Here is a 17,270-nt window from a genome sequence, read left to right on the forward strand (position 1 = left end):
AAAAATAGTGCACTCTGGTTAGTTGCATAAAGAAGGAGAGCCACGACCAATCCGTGCTCCCTCCTTTAGTCAAACGAAATGCTCTACTACGCCCTCAATGCTATTTTTCCAACTGCGGCGCCAGATTCTAAACGTGCATGAGCATCGGCAACTTGCCAGATAGTAAAGTCAGATTCATCGAGCAAGGGGATAATTGCACCAGAATCTACCAGTTTAGCTATCTGAGTTAAGATCTCACCATGTGATTGCCGATTAATCCCTTCGACCATAGGGATAAGCATAAGTACACTGTGAAAGCTCAAACTTTTCAATGCCACCTGTAATACGTTATCTATGGGTAAAGTGGTGGCTACAGCACCATTAAACCGAGCGGCCTCGAAGCTAAGCTGAATATTGTCACCGGCTACAGTATCAAATATGGCATCGAACCCCACGCCGTCAGTATACTGCTGAACGTAGTCGGTGACAGATTGCTGCTTGATATCGACTAAGTTATCGGCGCCAATACCGGCAGCAATGTTCATATTACGCGGCGTCGATGTCGCGGTGACTTCGGCGCCAAGATGCTTGGCCAGTTGGATAGCTATATGGCCTACTCCACCCGTCGCGCCATGGATCAGCACCTTATCACCTTGCTTGACTCTTAGTTTATTGCACAAGGCTTCCCATGCCGTAATAGACACTAAAGGAAGCACCGCAGCCTGCTTCATGGTCAAGGTTTTAGGTTTAATAGCCATTAAGTCAGCATCGACCAACATAAATTCCGCTAACGCCCCATCGATACCCGCTATCCCCCCCGCACAGCCGTAAACCTCATCGCCCACCTTGAAATGACTCACGTCATCGGCCACTTCGGTCACTACTCCTGCTACATCACCGTGGAGTATTTCAGGTAAATTTGCAGACCAAGGGGTATCACTCGAGCGCAACATGGTATCTAACGGATTAACGCTCGAGGCCTTCACTTCCACCAGCATATGGCCAAGTTTCAATACCGGCTTAGCTTTTTCGGTCAGTTGAAACACATCGCTGGAACCCAGTTGTTTTATGATCATAGCTTTCATATTTATCGTCTCTGTCATTGAATGGTTACTCGTTAATGGGGTTATTCTAGTTATTGCCTAACAAACCATCAACGCACCACAACGCAAACCATTTTTGTCTTTTAGACAACAATGGTATTCTAGTCATATCACACTAATATTGAGGTACACTCATGAGCATGCTCACTCGATTGCACTACTTTAATTGTGTCGTAGAAAGCGGCAGCATCTCGAAAGCGAGTCGAATCTTCGATATTCAGCCCTCCTCCATCTCCCGGCAATTGATGGCATTAGAGAAAGAACTTGGCATTCGCTTACTTAATCGCAATACACGCAATATAGGCTTAACCGAAGCAGGCTTAACCTATTATCAGTATTCTCAACGTATCGTCTCCGAGCTTGATGAAGCTCATAGGGCGGTAAATGAATTACAACAAAACCCTAAGGGTCATTTGAAAGTCAGCATGACCGTTGGCTTCGGTGAAAGCTGTGTGCTGCCATTGATCCCAGCATTTATACGCCAATATCCGGAAGTGAAAATTGAACTGGAACTCACCGAGCGAGTCATAGATATGGTGGAGGAAAATGTCGATATTGCTATACGAAGTGGTCATCTACCTGATTCAAATTTAATCGCCCGTAAACTGACCGATAATAACTTCTTGCTCTGCTCAAGCCCTTTATACATTGCCAACCGTGGACAGCCGAAGTCATGTGATGACTTGCATAAATTTGATTGTATTAAATATGGCTATGCCGGCTGGCGAGATTGGTTCGTGATGCAAACTGAGGCTCCCCATGCTTTTCAAAAGGTAACCATTTCTGAAGGGCTCACGGTCAACTCGGTCAATGGCCAGAAGCAATTATTATTGAATGATGCAGGCTTTGCCCTGATCCCACGATGGGCGGTTAAGGAGGAGTTGAGCAATGGTAGCCTAGTCCGAATTCTGGAACAGAACACCTTTAGTCCCTGTACCCCTTTGAGTTCGACGTTTGCGCTTTATCAGAAACGGGAATTAATCTCGCCAAAAATCCGGGTGTTTTTGGATTTCCTTAGGGACAAACTAGATGCAGAAACCTAGCTCTAGAAACTAAGCCAAAAAATAAAGCCTAGATAGGAAACTCGAAGATCAAACGCCAGACCTTGACGCCATCGCCGGTACGGACACTGAGCCCCAACCTGTCTATTCCCATCCAGTCCCAGAGGATTGGCTTTGAAAACGCTAAGGTCGCGCCTACTTCTAAACTATTTGATACCAAGACATCTTCACCGAATGGCGTAGCAAACCTGAGCTTATCGAAGTACCAATACCCAGCAGCAAACACCCTAGGCTCGACATCGACGCCTAACCAATCCCAGCGCCAATGAATATTAGTGCCTATATCGATACCGGATTGCAGTGCAGAATATGTCTCACTCTGAGTCCCATCGAAACTCGCATAGCCAGCAAAAAACAGTCGATTAACCCAGACAGGGTCTGATTGTCTTAATTCAAGATCCAATAAGCTGGAGACCCCTGCTGAATAGATAGCGACATTGGTACCCGAGGTAAAATTATTACCATAACCGAGATCTAGGTAAGTTTGAAATTCATGATTTTCAGAGGTGCGGGTACGATATTCGAGCCCCGGAGTTATCGTCATCGTGCCAACGCTTGAAGGCAAGTCGGCCTCAGGAAGATCGCTCCATTTAAAATTGAAGAAGCCCAGAGATATCGGGGTGCGTAGGGTCAGAGATTCAGTATCATTGCTATAAAGTTCGAAACTGATAGGGATATTCACCACGGTGGCGTTCTGCCCTGAGGTTTTATAGATACCACTGCCTAGGTAATTTGCGAATGCGTAATGGGTAAAATCTTCTTCAGCATAGACAGAAAAAGAACCCAGCAGTGTTAAAGTGATAAGGAGTGATCTCAGAACCATATATAATACCATTCCATATAAGTATCTGGTCAGTTCAGAGACTCTCGTTTTTTCAATTCAAGGCACATTGATGAAGAAATGGTTATTCCCTTTTAAGTCAATGTAACACAGAAGTGGAAACACTGAGAGCCTCACGCAGTGCGGGCTTCAAAGCCCTTTATGCTACGTTGAATGTTTTCGATATAGAATAACTATTAGCTTCAAACATTCGCCTTGCCTACAGTGCTTTGAACTCCCGCTGAATGATCAGATACTTACTCGGAATGGCATAAGATACATAAATTATATTATTAGTATGACTCTGAATATAGCGACAGTATGGAGGAAAATCTACAACTTACGTTATTCTTTGCCTTCATCAGCAAAATGATATTCGGACATCAGATGACCCAATTGCGTAGACTTGGTCTTTAAGTAAGACTCATTATAACGATTCTTGCCCACTTGTAGCGGAATACGCTCAACGACCTCTATGCCAAGCTCTTTCATCGCTTTTACCTTGCGCGGATTGTTCGTCATCAACTTGACTTGTTCAACGCCAATCTTCTCCATCATGGGTAAGATCATATCGTACTTACGCATATCGGCGGCGAAACCCAGTTGTTCATTGGCTTCGACGGTATTGGCTCCTTGATCTTGCAGCTCATAAGCTCTTATTTTATTGAGCAGACCTATACCACGCCCCTCTTGACGAAGGTAAAGGATGAAACCTTGGCCCGCATCGGCAATATTTTGCATCGCAGTCTGCAGCTGAAAGCCACAATCACAGCGTAGGCTGAATAGAGCATCACCCGTTAAACATTCTGAATGAATACGCCCAAGGATCGGGCTCTGGCTGTCCAGTTCACCCAATGTCAGCGCAACATGCTCTTTTCCAGTCTCTGTATCTTCAAAACCATGCATAGCAAACACGCCCCAAGGCGTCGGGAGTTTTGAAGAAGCGATATACTTGATCGACATGAAATAACCTTAAAGACTCTCTTTCCCTGAGATGACTATAATCAGAAAAAACAACGAGAATGACCTGTGTCTAAAAACGACGGTTTTATAATCCTACCCTTTCACTCTATCTTGCAGTGAAGGGAGGAATATTATCTGGTTTTACCAGTAAGTGAAATACCCTAGCATTTTAATCGGCTATTGATTCACCTAATAATACTAGCATTCACCTTATAGAGTAGGTAGGAATGATACTACTAGCTACTAGCACTCACCTTACATAGGGAGGAATCATACGCCTGACGAGGACAGAAAAACATGATGTCGCTCACTAAAGAATAACCGTCTAATCGGAATAAGTTAGATAGTTAAAACTCTTTTGGTGCAAAGCCTGTCACAACCTTGATACCCATTTCACGGCCGAGTGCTGTCATAGGATGAACCACGACGAGTCCTTTTACGGATTTCTTAAGTTTACCCATGTCGGCCTGTTCTGCTTTTGTCAGGGGACGATTGAATTTTAAGCTCACTACTGAGCCGCCTTGCTTACTCAACTCGCGGGTCTGTTGAGTCTTAGCGCTGGCAATACGCTTATTCACTGCGTTTATTTCCTGTCTAAATTGCAACATGATGCCTTTATCTCCGCGCTTTTCTGCTGCGGCTAATTTACGACGAAACTGTTCTAGCTTGTCGTTAAGTCCATGAAGCTCTTCTTTTAAATTCATGCTCGTGCCTTAAAAATATTCTGTAAAATGCAAAAACAGCCTCAATGCGCGGCTGTTTTTTAAAATGATTTGAAACCTATGGTCGTCATTATAACAGTAACTGAATGAATACAGTTATCGCTTTTCTGCCAGATTGTGAATTACCTGATTGCTGCTACCATGAAATACCAGACTGACATCTGCATTTTCCTGCTCAAACTTGCCATCCACGAGCACATCGACATAATCTAGCACCCTCTTTTGCTCAGCCGACAACTCAGCTAGCTTGTATCCAGTCCACAACCAAATGTCTTTGCCGGGACACTCATTTTTAACTCGCTTAACTAGGGCGAGTATCTCAGATAGGTTCTCTGGATAAAGAGGGTCGCCACCTGAGAGTGACAAACCTCTGCGTTTGATCCGGCTATCTTGAAGATCATTAATGACTCGTTGCTGCATCTGTAAGTCAAAACGATGGCCATGTTGTGGATTCCATGTGCTCTGATTATAACAACCACGACATTGATGCTCACAACCAGAGACAAACAGAGTCGCTCTGGTTCCAGGTCCATTGATGACATCTACGGGAAAATATTGATGGTAGTTCATAGCACAATTCCAACCTGTCGGTTTAACAGCCCCAGTAAAAAACAAGGCGCCACCGACTCAGTAACGCCTTGTTTTTTTGTTGTATATTATAAGCCAAGCAGATTGATTACAGATGCTTAACCCTGCGCTTCACTTCTTCTTGCTTACCGAAGTTAAAAGGCCTCGCATCAGGGCTACCTAAGTAACCGCAGACTCGACGGGTCACAGAGACTCGGCTCGGTTCATGGTTGCCACACTTAGAACAGGTAAAGCCCTTGCTGGTACATTCAAACTCACCAGTAAAGCCACAGTCATAGCACTCATCGATCGGCGTATTGGTGCCGTAATATGGCACTCGGCTATAACTGTAATCCCATACATCTTCCAATGCTTCGAGATTGTTCTGCATATTGGGATATTCACCGTAACAGATGAAACCACCATTGGTTAACGCAGGATAAGGCTGCTCAAAATCCAGTTTATCGTATGGATTAACTTGCTTTTCAACATCGAGATGGAAGCTATTGGTGTAGTAACCTTTCTTTGTCACACCTTCAATCACACCAAATACCTGAGTGTCTAGCTTACAAAAGCGGCTGCAGAGGTTTTCACTCGGTGTGCTGTAAAGACTGAAGGCATAGCTAGTCTCCTCTTTCCACTTGTTGGTCGCCGCTTTCATATACTCGATGACGTCAATGGCTTTTTGACGCAAGGTTTCGCAATCATAGACATGCTTATCTGTACCAAAGAGGGCATTGATCGTCTCGTGTAATCCGATATAACCCAAGGAAATAGAGGCGCGACCATTTTTGAAGATACTTGAGATATCATCATCGGCACGAAGCCTTACTCCACAAGCCCCTTCCATATATAGGATTGGCGCCACACGGGCTTTAACACCTTCTAAACGCTCAATTCTGGTATCCAGAGCCTTACGGGCGATAGCCAGACGTAGATCTAAGATACGATAAAACTCTGTTTCATCGCCCTTGGCTTCCAGCGCAACCCTTGGCAAATTCAAACTCACCACGCCTAAGTTATTTCGGCCTTCGTGGATCAGCTCACCATCTTCTTCATAGGTACCCAGAAAACTGCGGCAACCCATAGGGGTCTTGAAGGAACCGGTGATTTTCTCTACTTGCTCATAATTGAGAATATCCGGATACATGCGGGTCGTGGCGCATTTAAGCGCAAGTTGCTTGATATCATAGTTACAATCACCCGCCTTGTGATTAATGCCGTCACGAATAGCAAACACTAATTTTGGGAATACCGCCGTCTTGCGATTCTTACCCAAGCCCGCAATCCGTACCTTCATCATAGATGACTGAATAAGGCGAGACTCCCAGGAAGTGCCTAAACCGAACCCAAAAGTGACAAAGGGAGTCTGTCCATTGGCCGTATGTAAGGTATTGACCTCATACTCCAATGACTGAAACGCATCATGACATTCTTTTTCAGTTTGCGCGGTAGCGAAGGCTTTCGCATCAGTGATCCCCCAGTCTAACGCCAGCTGATACTGTTTATCGTAGCTTTTAGCCACAAAGGGAGACAAGACTTCATCAATTCGATTAATGGTGGTACCACCATAGATATGACTGGCTACCTGAGCGATGATCTGCGCTGTCACTGCCGTTGCTGTAGAGATAGACTTAGGCGTCTCAATCTCTGCATTCCCCATCTTGAAGCCATTAGTCAACATGCCACTGAGATCGATCAGCATGCAGTTAAACATGGGGAAGAAAGGTGCATAATCGAGATCATGATAATGGATCTCACCGGACTCATGAGCGGCAACCACATCTTTTGGTAAAATATGGCGGGTAGCATAATGTTTAGCCACAATACCCGCTAACAAATCGCGCTGAGTAGGAATAACTTTAGCGTCTTTATTGGCATTTTCATTCAACAGTGCCGCATTGGTCTGCTCGACTAAGCCGCGGATTTCCTGGTTCAATCGACTGCTTGTTTCACGATGTAAGTCTCTATCATGACGGTACTCGATATAGACGCGAGCGAGAGACTTATAAGGCCCTTCCATCAAATGATTTTCGACTAAGTCTTGTAACTCGTGAATATCTATCTCTGCATGCTCAGCCACACATTTAGCAACGGAGGCGGCAACACTCACCGCATAACTCTTGTCTTCAATACCTGCCGAGTTAGCTGCAGCCACTACAGCATCTCTAATCCTTGTTTCGTCAAAAGGCGTGCGGTAACCATCCCGCTTAATAACCACTGGCATTGTTCAATCCCTCCTCAAGTGACGTCGAAATAACACCATATATAGTGTTTAAATTATAATAAAGCACAATATATTGAGTATTAGGCTACAAAGTCATGAAAAGAACATTGATCGAGATCATGATTTTGGGGATAGGTTTTAACGAGAGTTTATTCCTGCAAACAAGACCACTTATTGATGAAAGTGGTCTTGACGGTCCGGAAAAAGCAAGATAGATGGGAGATTTTAAACTGTAATAATCTAAACAATACGAATATAAATGGCATTAAAAAGCATGCATGTCCTCTAATATTTACCTAGACTTAGGTAACTATTGACCATGCCAACTGCTTGTTGATTTTCCCCCATAGATGACGCCAATTGCATCATAGATTTAAGTCCCTGCCACTGCTCACGGTCGCTCGATGACATCTGAGTATCACTTTTAAGGTAAATATTCAATTGAGCCGATACCCTGGTCGCTTTCTGCCCTACCTCTTTACTCTGAGCATTATCCATCTGATTGAGTACGCTCTGGGCATCGTCTAGCAGGCTAACCAAAACACCTGTCATGCCTTCAGTGTCACCACTCGCTGTTAATTCTTCACGCTTATCTTGAATAAACGCCTTAAAATCATCAGGTTGACCTTGAACTTCCGGTAAATCGAAGCCCCCTTCTGACAAACGATTCAGCTGGGTATCCGACAAGATCCCGTCTTGATGCAGTCGTTGAATAAGTTTTGGCAAGTCGGCAGCAGAGAAGTCGCCCTTAGAGAAAAAATCTTTCGCCATTGATTCAATTTTTTGTGCCCTGGCTGCACGAGGAGAAAGCGACACCGACTCATCTTTAATCCCATCCCTATTGAGTCCGGTCGCCGCCTCTTTCGATTGACTCAGGCTGACCTTATCACTGCTCGACCCAGCTTCAGTCTGATGACTGTTAACACCATAATTGTCGGCCAAACTGGTACTCTTAGCCCCACCATTATTGGCATTGCCTCCGGCAATAGTCCCTGAGTTAATTTGACTGGCAAGGTTAGTGATTGGATTCATTGTCAAAATACCGACATAAAAAGAGATATGCAGGTATTAAGCAGGAAGCATGCCGAAAAGAGATTAAATAACGAATAGTAAAAATAAAAGCGTGGGCATGCTGAATCTAGCTCACTCTTTCCTGTTTAAGTCTTGAGTCAATGTCATGCACATTTTTCTCAAAGATTCAATTTCAGGCTCAGACAGAGTGACTTTATCCAGTAAAACTTGCTTGAGTGCTAATGCCTCTTGTTTCAGTGCGAGCCCCTCAGGAGTGGTTCTAATGGCCTTCTTACGCTCATCTTCTGCGTCAATAGCACGGATCAATAAGTCTTTATTTTCTAACCGCTTGACTATAGGAGTTAAGGTGCCTAAATCCAGACGTGTTGCCTGAGACAGCTGAGTCAGACTTACGCCATCATTTAACCAGAGCGCCTGCATCACCAAGTATTGTGGATAGGTTAAGCCACACTCATCCAGCAAGGGACGATAGGCACGCACTAGGGCATTACCTGCTGTATAGAGTGCAAAACAAACATTGTCTGACAAACAACTGCTTGCTTGTCGATCGTCTGTACTCATTTTTGAATGGATAATTTTGGTCACTAACTCATACCTTCAATGTTATGCAGCATTTAGCTTAGTTAAATTTACATCAGATTTAATTTGCGCGCAAACTAGTTGCACAGCAAAAAGTTTAGGTGTAGAGTTTACCACAATTAATTAGCGCGCAAAGCAAAGAGGTTTTATGAACGCCACACAAATACTATTAGATTCTCGTCCTGAGGGTATGCCAACTGCTGATAACTTTAAGCAGACATCAGTGGAATTGCCAGCTATCACAGACGGTGAGTTCCTGGTTAAAAACCTATGGATGTCTGTAGATCCCTATATGCGCGGTCGCATGATAGACAGAGAGAGCTATATTGCACCATTCCAGATAGGTCAAGTACTGGAAGGAGGCTCTATAGGCGAAGTGGTTGAGTCCAATAACCCCGAGTTTCCTATAGGCAGTAGAGTCAGTGCCATGCACGGCTGGCGTAGCCACTATGTCACCGACGGTAGCGATCACACTAGACTCCCGCAGATCCCTTTAAGTGAGTCTCATTTCCTCGGAGTCTTGGGGATGCCAGGCATGACAGCATGGACTGGATTGACCCGAATTGCCGCCTTAAAAGAGGGAGACACCCTATTTGTTTCTGGCGCTGCGGGAGCTGTCGGTAGCGTCGTGTGTCAGCTCGGTAAATTAATGGGGGCTAAAGTTGTCGCTTCCGTTGGTAGCGACGAGAAGGCCGCTCACCTACGAGACTTAGGTGTCGATGCCGTGATTAACTACAAGACGACAAAAGATCTCAGTGCGGCACTAAAACTGGCTGCTCCTCAAGGCATAGATGTCTATTTTGAAAATGTTGGTGGCGAGCATCTTACTGCCGCTCTGAACAACATGAATGACCACGGCAGAATCGCCGTATGTGGCATGATCTCTCAATACAATGATACAACACCGACACCAGGGCCGAATAACCTTGCCATGCTCATTATCAAGAAACTTAAAATTGAAGGGTTTATCGTATTCGAACACTGGGATCATTATCCAGAATTTGCTCAACAAATGGGGCAATGGTTAGCGACGGGAGCGGTCAAGGCCGAACAAACCGTCTATGAAGGACTCGAACAGGCACCAGCTGCCTTTATCGGCTTATTCGAAGGAAAAAACCGCGGGAAGATGGTAGTAAAACTGAATTAATACCATTCAGACTATTTAAGATTCTAGTTAATAAAAAGGGCCTGAACAGGCCCTTTTGTATATGGATGCACTTATTCCAGAGACCATTGAATTCCTAAGAAAGGATTGATTTCCACCATATTAGTTTTCTCTTAGTACTTGCTTAGCACTGCCTCAATCTGATGCCTGGCGTGTTTCACCGCCAGTTCTCCCGCAGCTATCGCCTCACCGGCACGATGAAATTCCATGGTTCCAATATCGCCAAGATCTGGGATCAGGCAAATATCGGGTGGATCGCCCATGAGTCTGGCGCGCTTATGACGTTGCTCTAGAATATCCATAGATTGTGACATCACCGCCAACATACCGGGATCTGAGCGGCTACCTTTGGTGAATTTGTCGCTCAGGTGACTGACATATTCCCGACCACGAGCAAGCAAATCCATAAAGCCGGTATCTTGATGCTCTTGTGCTTTAACACTTTCCTCTAGTGATGGTTTATTACAGGTCATATCCACTGGCAAGACCTGCATTCGACCACGGCGCTGACCGTTAAGATCTACCGCAATGACTACATCGACGCCCATGGCTCTACTGACAGATACAGGGACAGGGTTGACCACTGCGCCATCCACCAACCAACGTGCACCGACTTTAACCGGCGGTAATATGCCTGGCATTGAGCAGGAAGCGCGAATGGCATGGCGAAGATCTCCATCCCTAAACCAGATCTCCTGACCCGAATAGAGATCGGTAGCAACGGCGATCATGGGCTTTTTTAGATCTTCTATCTGTAAATCGCCAATACGGCTCTGAATCACATCGAAAACTCTATCGCCTCCGATAAGCCCTCCCTTACGCCAACTTAGATCCATCAGACCCAAAACATCCCAGCTGGAGAAACTTCTCACCCAGTGTTCAAGTTCATCGAGCTGCTCATTGGCATAAGCTGCACCGACAAGTGCGCCAATTGAGCAGCCTGACACTTTATCTGGATAGATCCCCATCTCGGCTAATCCCTTGAGTACGCCAATATGAGCCCAGCCCTTGGCTGCACCGCTGCCCAGTGCGATTCCAACTGTCGCCATTCATTCTCTCCAAAACCCATTATTCTAGATGCAAAAAAGCCGATATAAAAAAAGCCGATGTATAACCATCGGCCAATATTACACATTTACCTGCCTTATCCAATCTATGACAGACAAGCATGAAGAATAATTAACACAGTATCACTGAGCAGGCTCAGCACTGTCCAAGCTTAATGTTAACTCTGGGATAGTGATATACACCCGGCGATTATTGGCTCTGTGCGCTTCGGTGATGTTATCGACCTCAGGATGAGTCTCACCTAATGCCTCGACGCTTATTTGTCCTTCGCTCACCCCTAACTCTTTAAGGTAACTGGCAACAGACTCGGCACGTCGCTTAGAAAGCTTAAGGTTATAGCCTGAAGCACCAACGGCATCAGTGTAACCCTGAAGCACGACCGATGAGCTTGGATATTGATTCAGATGCTCGGCAACTTCAACCAAGATATGCGTCTGCAAAGGGACTTCACTATCGAAATCGAAATGTACTGCCTGTGTCATAGCGGTGATAACAATGGAGCTTGGCGTGATGGCAGGCGCAATAACCTGCTCCACTGGTGCTGGCAGAGTTACAGCTTTAGCCGCCGACTTAGTTTGGCCGAAGCGATAGCTGAGTCCTAAACTGGTGAAGTGGATATTACTCCCCCCAAGCTGATCGCTGCCGACCGAATCGAAATATTGATACTCAACACGCGCAGCCCAAGACGGAGTGAGCTTATATTCTAAACCTATGCCAACCATAGGGGACCAGCCATTGTCGCTGCTATAGGAAAATGGGCCAGTGTTGTCACCGTCCCATCTTAATGTTCCGGCTTTACCAAATAGATCTAGGTTTTCGGTGAGTGGCAGGTTGCCCTTCAAAGAGAACTCCCAGCCTTTCATGGTGCCTATATACTCGTTAAGTAACCCAGTTTCAGGGTAAATTGCCGACGCTTGGCCAAAATCATCGTAACCGGCCTCAACTCCCCAATTTCGGTGAAATTGATAACCCGCGAACCCGCCCCAAGCGGTATCGTTGGCATCACAATCGACGGCCTGAGCTTCACAGGCATTTTGATAGTTAACCCAACCGCCTTTGGCACCTAGATAGAAGAAACTATCATCTTGTACAGTTAAGGCATCATTTGCCTTAACCTCATTAACTTGAGCTATGTTGTCTGCAACAGCAAAAAATGAACTGCTTGCCAGCAGTGACAAGGCCGATATTTGAACAAGAGAGGAAGTGCGCTTCAACGAATACATTATCTAATCCTTTATCTAATCTTTATCTGAATCCCTCAACAAGCGGACAAAGCGTTACTCAAGGTATAGCTGAACATGAGAACACTAAGAGATTTTAAGCGTAAGCCATCAAAATAACAAAGAAATTCTCATCACCGGGCCAGTTTGATGACTAATTTATTTCTATTTGATTCGTCATCATCGAGCAGATAAAGAAACTGACTATTTTAAGATATGCTGCCACCTCCGCTTAAAGAGCACGCAAACCGATCAAGATTGAGGGATGTTTATAGCCCAATCTAGCAAAGTCGGGTTATAATACTCAGTCAAATCAAATTTGGAGTACACCTTTGCAATTTACCGATTTTTCACTGGATAAACGTCTGTTAGACACGCTCGATCATATGGGCATTGAAACGCCTACAGAGATCCAGCAGCAGGCTATACCAGTAGGTCTATCAGGAAAAGACCTGATGGCGTCATCAAAAACAGGCTCAGGTAAAACCTTAGCGTTTTTGTTACCGGCGATGCAGAGGATTATTTCGACAAGGGCATTGAGCAAGAGAGACCCTAGAGTGTTGATTTTATTGCCAACACGAGAGCTTGCTAACCAAGTATACAGTCAGCTACGCCTGCTAGTCGCCAACACCCAATACAAGGCAATGAAAATATTGGGCGGCGAGAACTTTAACGATCAGGCAAAGCTACTGGCCCGCGACCCACACTTTGTAGTGGCGACTCCTGGTCGCTTGGCGGATCATCTAGCTCAGCACCATTTACATCTAAACGGTCTCGAGCTGCTCATCTTAGATGAAGCCGACCGTATGTTGGATCTCGGTTTTGCCGAACAGCTAAAAGCCATTAACAAAGCCGCCGATCATAAACGTCGTCAAACCTTGATGTTTTCGGCAACATTAGATCATGGTCAGATTAATGAAATTGCCGCCGAATTGTTAAAGTCTCCAGAGCATGTAGATATAGGTGCAGGCAATATCGAAAATTTAGATATTACCCAGCGCATCTATCTTGCGGATCACTTAGATCACAAAGAAGCCCTGCTAGACAGTATCTTAAACAATGAGACTCATAAGCAAATCATTATCTTTACCGCGACTCGTGAAGATACAGACAGATTAGCGGCTAAATTAGCCGCATCAGGGCACAGTACCGCATCATTGAGCGGTAACTTGAAACAAAATGAGCGTAACCAGATCATGGATCAATTTAGCCGCGGTCTGCAGAAAATTTTGGTCACCACAGATGTTGCATCACGAGGGCTAGATCTTCTCAATGTCTCCCTGGTGATTAACTTCGACATGCCAAAATTTGCCGAAGAGTATGTCCATAGAATTGGTCGTACGGGTCGTGCCGGGGCTAAGGGTGATGCCATCTCTTTCGTCGGACCTAAAGACTGGCTCAGCTTCAAGCAAGTACAGGTATTCCTACGCAAGACATTCGAATTCACTATTATCGATGGTTTAGTCGCTAAATTCTCTGGCTTGAAAGATAAGCCAAACACCAACAAGAGAACTAAGACTACAGCCAAGAAATCGACGGCAAAGAAAACCAAGAATACAGCAAAGGCTAAACCTAAGAAGCAAGACAAGCGCTTCATTACTGGTGTCGATATCGGTGACGCTCCTATGCTAAGAAAACCAAAATCAAAGCTTCAGGAAACACCTGAGTAAACCAAACAGTTAAATAGTCGTTAAATGAGTTTGGCGGCTAGATATCAATTACGATTATCGGCTAAGGTTAAGTCGCTTGGTCAAGAATATTTTAAGGGTTAACATGAGAGTTTGTGGCGTAGAATTAAAAGGCGGAGAAGCGGTAATTAGCTTATTGAGCTATGAAGGTGAGACATTTAATATACCTGATTGTCGTCAGCAATCATTCATCATTTCACATTCAGAAACTACCGAATCGATTCGTGATTTTCAATTCGCTTTTAAGAAGCTAATGGAAGATTACCATGTCGATAAAGTCGTTATCATTTCACGAGAGCAGAAAGGTAAACTTGCTGGCAGTGCTACCACCTTCAAGGCCGAAGCCGCCATTCAGTTGCTCGACTTACCGGTTATTTTGATATCACCAGTGACAGTCAAAGAACGTCTGAAGCGAAATCCACCTCAGGTAGATTTCGAAGGTCTGGGGCTAAAGCGTTTCCAAAAGCCTGCATTTGATGCGGCATACGCTTATCACAACCAGCATATCTTTAATGTTTGGGGCAATGAAGAGTCAGAAAGCTAAGTTTTTTAGACTAAATGCTAAGTTAATATGAGGGCTAAACGCCCTCTTTTTATGCCCTTAACAAAATAATTTATATTAGATTAACTCATGGAAAATCAGCTTAAATACCTAAACGGTTATCGCCAAGAAATAAAAGATCAAGTTTCTAGCTTGCTTGAAAGTGGAAAGCTTCAGTCTGTACTGCTGAGCCGTCATCCCCAAATCCATGATATTCGCACCGACAAGGCTCTATACGATTACACCATCGAGATTAAAAACCGTTACCTACGGAAATCTCAGCCCCTATCGAAGATTCAATATGATGATAAAATATCCCTCAGCCATCAGGCTCTGGGATTACACTCCTTCGTATCTCGGGCACAAGGACGCAAGACTAAGGCGAAGAATGAAATTCGCATTTCATCACGGTTGAAGCGTGTCCCTGAATCGCTACTACGTATGGTGGTGGTTCACGAGCTAGCCCACCTGAAAGAGAAAGATCACAACAAGGCCTTCTATCAGCTCTGCTGCCATATGGAGGGAGATTACCATCAGTTGGAGTTTGATCTCAGGCTACTGTTGACCTTAGTCGAACATAATCAAAACCCTTACACTTAATTGCCATCATGTCATTTGACTTAAGTTATCTTGATTGCGATACCAATCCATATAAAGACAAGGTTTCATGCACAAGTTATTTTATAATGGAATTTCGTCAGGATTATGAAATTTAGTTGGCTCAGATGACAAGAGCGCAGAGCCTAAGTAGCGCTCGAAGATCTGTTTATATTCCTCACTCTCCATAAACTTAGGCAACTCTCGATTAAACGCATCTCTAAGAGATTCATTATGAAAAGCGGCACTGGCAGCGACTGGTGCAATCAATTTATGCTCAGTGAAAATAGACACGTCTCTGGACTTTTCATTGAGCCGATAGAAATAATAAAAAATGTATTTGTCGAGCACGGCAAAATCATAGCGCCCTTTGGCCAATAACTCTGAAATAGCCTCCATATCCGTAAGCTCAGTGTAATATTCTCCCTCGGCAAGTACCTCGAAATCGGCACCAAAATAGCCAGGTGCTCCCTGAAAGGTCACCACGCTATGCCCTTGCATATCTAAAATTGATGCAGGCGCAAGGTTTGCGCTCTTAAGGGAGAACACCATAGGTTGATATTGCACTATGGGTGATGAAATATAACTGCCAGCGACATCAGACTGCATAAAGATAGGTGCACTAACATCCACACGCCCCATCTCAACTTCACGCTTAGCCCGTTTCAAGCCCATAAACTGATAGTCGACTTCATATCCAAGCCGTCTGAGTACCGCCTCGACAATATCAAGATCGATACCGTGATGAATATCATCGATCGTATGAGGAGGCCCCTCGCTCGAAGCGATGACGAGTGGCTCAGATTGTATCGACAAGCAAACCAACAGCAGTAAGCCAGATGATATTTTAAACAGGTGATTTAACGTCAAGTTCATAGATGAGAAACCAAGATATGAGCCCATTGATATCAGTATACATGCTCCCCCCTGTGATCTTGCTGTTCATATCAAACTTAAGCAGAGCCGATATCTGGCAATACAAATAAAAACTGCAACAAAAAAATCTCGGCGGCCACAGACATGTAAGCGCTTTCTCGCTAATATAAACGCCATATAAGCATAAAAAATAATAAAAGCTTAAGGGATGGTTCATGAATACTGTGCTGTTTAACACCCACGATATCGTACTGCTGATCACCCTATATCAGTGCGCATTATTCGCTTTCTTTCTACTCACTTTCAAGCAAGGAAATAAACAGAGCAATACCCTCTTGGCGCTGTTTCTCCTGTCATATGTCGCAATCCCTCTCGATACCTTAATCAATTATGGCGCTGCATTCAGAGCCTATGTCATCGATATATCTCCCAATATTTTTTACGTTTTTGGTCATGCCTATTGGTTAGAGGCCGTACTGCTACTGTTTTATGTCCGCTCACTGATTTATAAAGAGTTCAAATTACAACAACAAGATGCATTGCTATTTGTGCCATTTTTGCTTTACTGTTTTTATCAAATTAACATCTGGTACCTAGTGGACCACTCAAGCAAAATGGCAATACTAAACAACTACCAAGTGGCAGAAGAGCCCCTGTATACTCGTTTTATAGGCCTATTCAGAGAGTGCTTCCGCTTGTTCTGTGGTGTGCTCTGCCTGATTGAATTACAGCGCTATCAGACGAAGATCAAAGATAAGTTTGCCAACATCGAGGAGGTAGATCTGACATGGCTTAAAATTCTGGTCATAGGCTTTCTCTTTATACGTACCGATGCAATATTAGTTTCACTTGCCATGTTCTCTACATTCGAGTTCGACCTTATTATCGATTATGAGTTCTTAGGATTAGCCTCAAATTACACCGTACTTCTGCTAATCAGCGTACTTATTTTCTTTAGTCTTAGCTTTTCCAGTGTCTTTAAAGGCATAGAGGCCGATAAAAAAGACACAGCAACGCTGGATAAAAAACCATAGATATTGAGACGATAAACATGGTGTTAGA

The 17,270-nt window shown here is 44.4% G+C and carries 17 protein-coding genes; 6 read left to right on the forward strand and 11 right to left on the reverse strand.

Annotation, left to right across the window (positions count from 1 at the left end; translation table 11 throughout):
* Positions 1 to 86: 86 nt before the first annotated feature.
* Positions 87 to 1,064 carry a zinc-dependent alcohol dehydrogenase family protein gene (locus sps_RS08880; protein ID WP_077752202.1) on the reverse strand — a complete coding sequence of 326 codons (978 nt, stop codon included), beginning with the start codon at positions 1,062 to 1,064 and terminating at the stop codon, positions 87 to 89.
* Between the two features lie 152 nt (positions 1,065 to 1,216).
* On the opposite strand from sps_RS08880, the gene sps_RS08885 reads away from it, so the two are divergent.
* Positions 1,217 to 2,125 carry a LysR family transcriptional regulator gene (locus sps_RS08885; RefSeq protein ID WP_077752203.1) on the forward strand — a complete coding sequence of 303 codons (909 nt, stop codon included), beginning with the start codon at positions 1,217 to 1,219 and terminating at the stop codon, positions 2,123 to 2,125.
* Positions 2,126 to 2,153: 28 nt separating this feature from the next.
* Here the strand turns inward: sps_RS08885 and sps_RS08890 are convergent, their stop codons facing one another.
* From sps_RS08890 to sps_RS08920, 7 genes are all read right to left on the reverse strand, one after another.
* Positions 2,154 to 2,966 carry a hypothetical protein gene (locus sps_RS08890; RefSeq protein ID WP_077752204.1) on the reverse strand — a complete coding sequence of 271 codons (813 nt, stop codon included), beginning with the start codon at positions 2,964 to 2,966 and terminating at the stop codon, positions 2,154 to 2,156.
* Positions 2,967 to 3,308: 342 nt separating this feature from the next.
* The gene (gene ribA, locus sps_RS08895) at positions 3,309 to 3,926 is read right to left on the reverse strand and encodes a GTP cyclohydrolase II (RefSeq protein WP_077752205.1); all 618 of its coding nucleotides are present in this window, start codon (positions 3,924 to 3,926) and stop codon (positions 3,309 to 3,311) included.
* Positions 3,927 to 4,273: 347 nt separating this feature from the next.
* Complete coding sequence (locus sps_RS08900; protein ID WP_077752206.1) at positions 4,274 to 4,630, reverse strand: YibL family ribosome-associated protein; 357 nt, start codon at positions 4,628 to 4,630, stop codon at positions 4,274 to 4,276.
* Positions 4,631 to 4,744: 114 nt separating this feature from the next.
* Positions 4,745 to 5,218, reverse strand: coding sequence for an anaerobic ribonucleoside-triphosphate reductase-activating protein (gene nrdG, locus sps_RS08905; protein ID WP_077752207.1), 474 nt, complete (start codon positions 5,216 to 5,218; stop codon positions 4,745 to 4,747).
* A gap of 106 nt (positions 5,219 to 5,324) precedes the next feature.
* Positions 5,325 to 7,442, reverse strand: a complete 2,118-nt coding sequence (gene nrdD / locus sps_RS08910) for an anaerobic ribonucleoside-triphosphate reductase (RefSeq protein ID WP_077752208.1) — start codon at positions 7,440 to 7,442, stop codon at positions 5,325 to 5,327.
* Between the two features lie 285 nt (positions 7,443 to 7,727).
* Positions 7,728 to 8,474, reverse strand: coding sequence for a hypothetical protein (locus sps_RS08915; protein WP_077752209.1), 747 nt, complete (start codon positions 8,472 to 8,474; stop codon positions 7,728 to 7,730).
* A 111-nt stretch (positions 8,475 to 8,585) separates the two neighbouring features.
* A complete protein-coding gene (locus tag sps_RS08920; protein WP_077752210.1) occupies positions 8,586 to 9,035 on the reverse strand; it encodes a MarR family winged helix-turn-helix transcriptional regulator in 450 nt (149 codons plus the stop codon).
* 166 nt (positions 9,036 to 9,201) lie between these two features.
* Between sps_RS08920 and sps_RS08925 the strand changes: the two genes are divergently transcribed.
* Complete coding sequence (locus sps_RS08925; protein WP_077752211.1) at positions 9,202 to 10,200, forward strand: NADP-dependent oxidoreductase; 999 nt, start codon at positions 9,202 to 9,204, stop codon at positions 10,198 to 10,200.
* A gap of 131 nt (positions 10,201 to 10,331) precedes the next feature.
* Here sps_RS08925 and rssA read toward each other — a convergent pair whose 3' ends face one another.
* Complete coding sequence (gene rssA / locus sps_RS08930; RefSeq protein ID WP_077752212.1) at positions 10,332 to 11,267, reverse strand: patatin-like phospholipase RssA; 936 nt, start codon at positions 11,265 to 11,267, stop codon at positions 10,332 to 10,334.
* A 141-nt stretch (positions 11,268 to 11,408) separates the two neighbouring features.
* Positions 11,409 to 12,509 carry an outer membrane beta-barrel protein gene (locus sps_RS08935; RefSeq protein WP_077752213.1) on the reverse strand — a complete coding sequence of 367 codons (1,101 nt, stop codon included), beginning with the start codon at positions 12,507 to 12,509 and terminating at the stop codon, positions 11,409 to 11,411.
* A gap of 329 nt (positions 12,510 to 12,838) precedes the next feature.
* Between sps_RS08935 and sps_RS08940 the strand changes: the two genes are divergently transcribed.
* From sps_RS08940 to sps_RS08950, 3 genes are all read left to right on the forward strand, one after another.
* On the forward strand, positions 12,839 to 14,176 hold the full coding sequence (locus sps_RS08940; RefSeq protein WP_077752214.1) for a DEAD/DEAH box helicase: 1,338 nt from the start codon (positions 12,839 to 12,841) through the stop codon (positions 14,174 to 14,176).
* A 103-nt stretch (positions 14,177 to 14,279) separates the two neighbouring features.
* On the forward strand, positions 14,280 to 14,738 hold the full coding sequence (locus tag sps_RS08945; protein ID WP_077752215.1) for a DUF3010 family protein: 459 nt from the start codon (positions 14,280 to 14,282) through the stop codon (positions 14,736 to 14,738).
* 87 nt (positions 14,739 to 14,825) lie between these two features.
* Positions 14,826 to 15,335: a M48 family metallopeptidase gene (locus sps_RS08950; protein ID WP_077752216.1), complete on the forward strand. Its 510-nt coding sequence runs from the start codon at positions 14,826 to 14,828 to the stop codon at positions 15,333 to 15,335.
* 81 nt (positions 15,336 to 15,416) lie between these two features.
* Here the strand turns inward: sps_RS08950 and sps_RS08955 are convergent, their stop codons facing one another.
* Positions 15,417 to 16,208, reverse strand: a complete 792-nt coding sequence (locus tag sps_RS08955; protein ID WP_077755616.1) for a substrate-binding periplasmic protein — start codon at positions 16,206 to 16,208, stop codon at positions 15,417 to 15,419.
* Positions 16,209 to 16,423: 215 nt separating this feature from the next.
* Between sps_RS08955 and sps_RS08960 the strand changes: the two genes are divergently transcribed.
* Positions 16,424 to 17,242 (forward strand): hypothetical protein, encoded by an 819-nt coding sequence (locus sps_RS08960; protein WP_237158036.1) that lies wholly within the window; start codon positions 16,424 to 16,426, stop codon positions 17,240 to 17,242.
* Positions 17,243 to 17,270: the final 28 nt, after the last annotated feature.

It is taken from the genome of Shewanella psychrophila (assembly GCF_002005305.1).
In the GTDB taxonomy this organism is placed as follows: Bacteria; Pseudomonadota; Gammaproteobacteria; order Enterobacterales; family Shewanellaceae; genus Shewanella; species Shewanella psychrophila.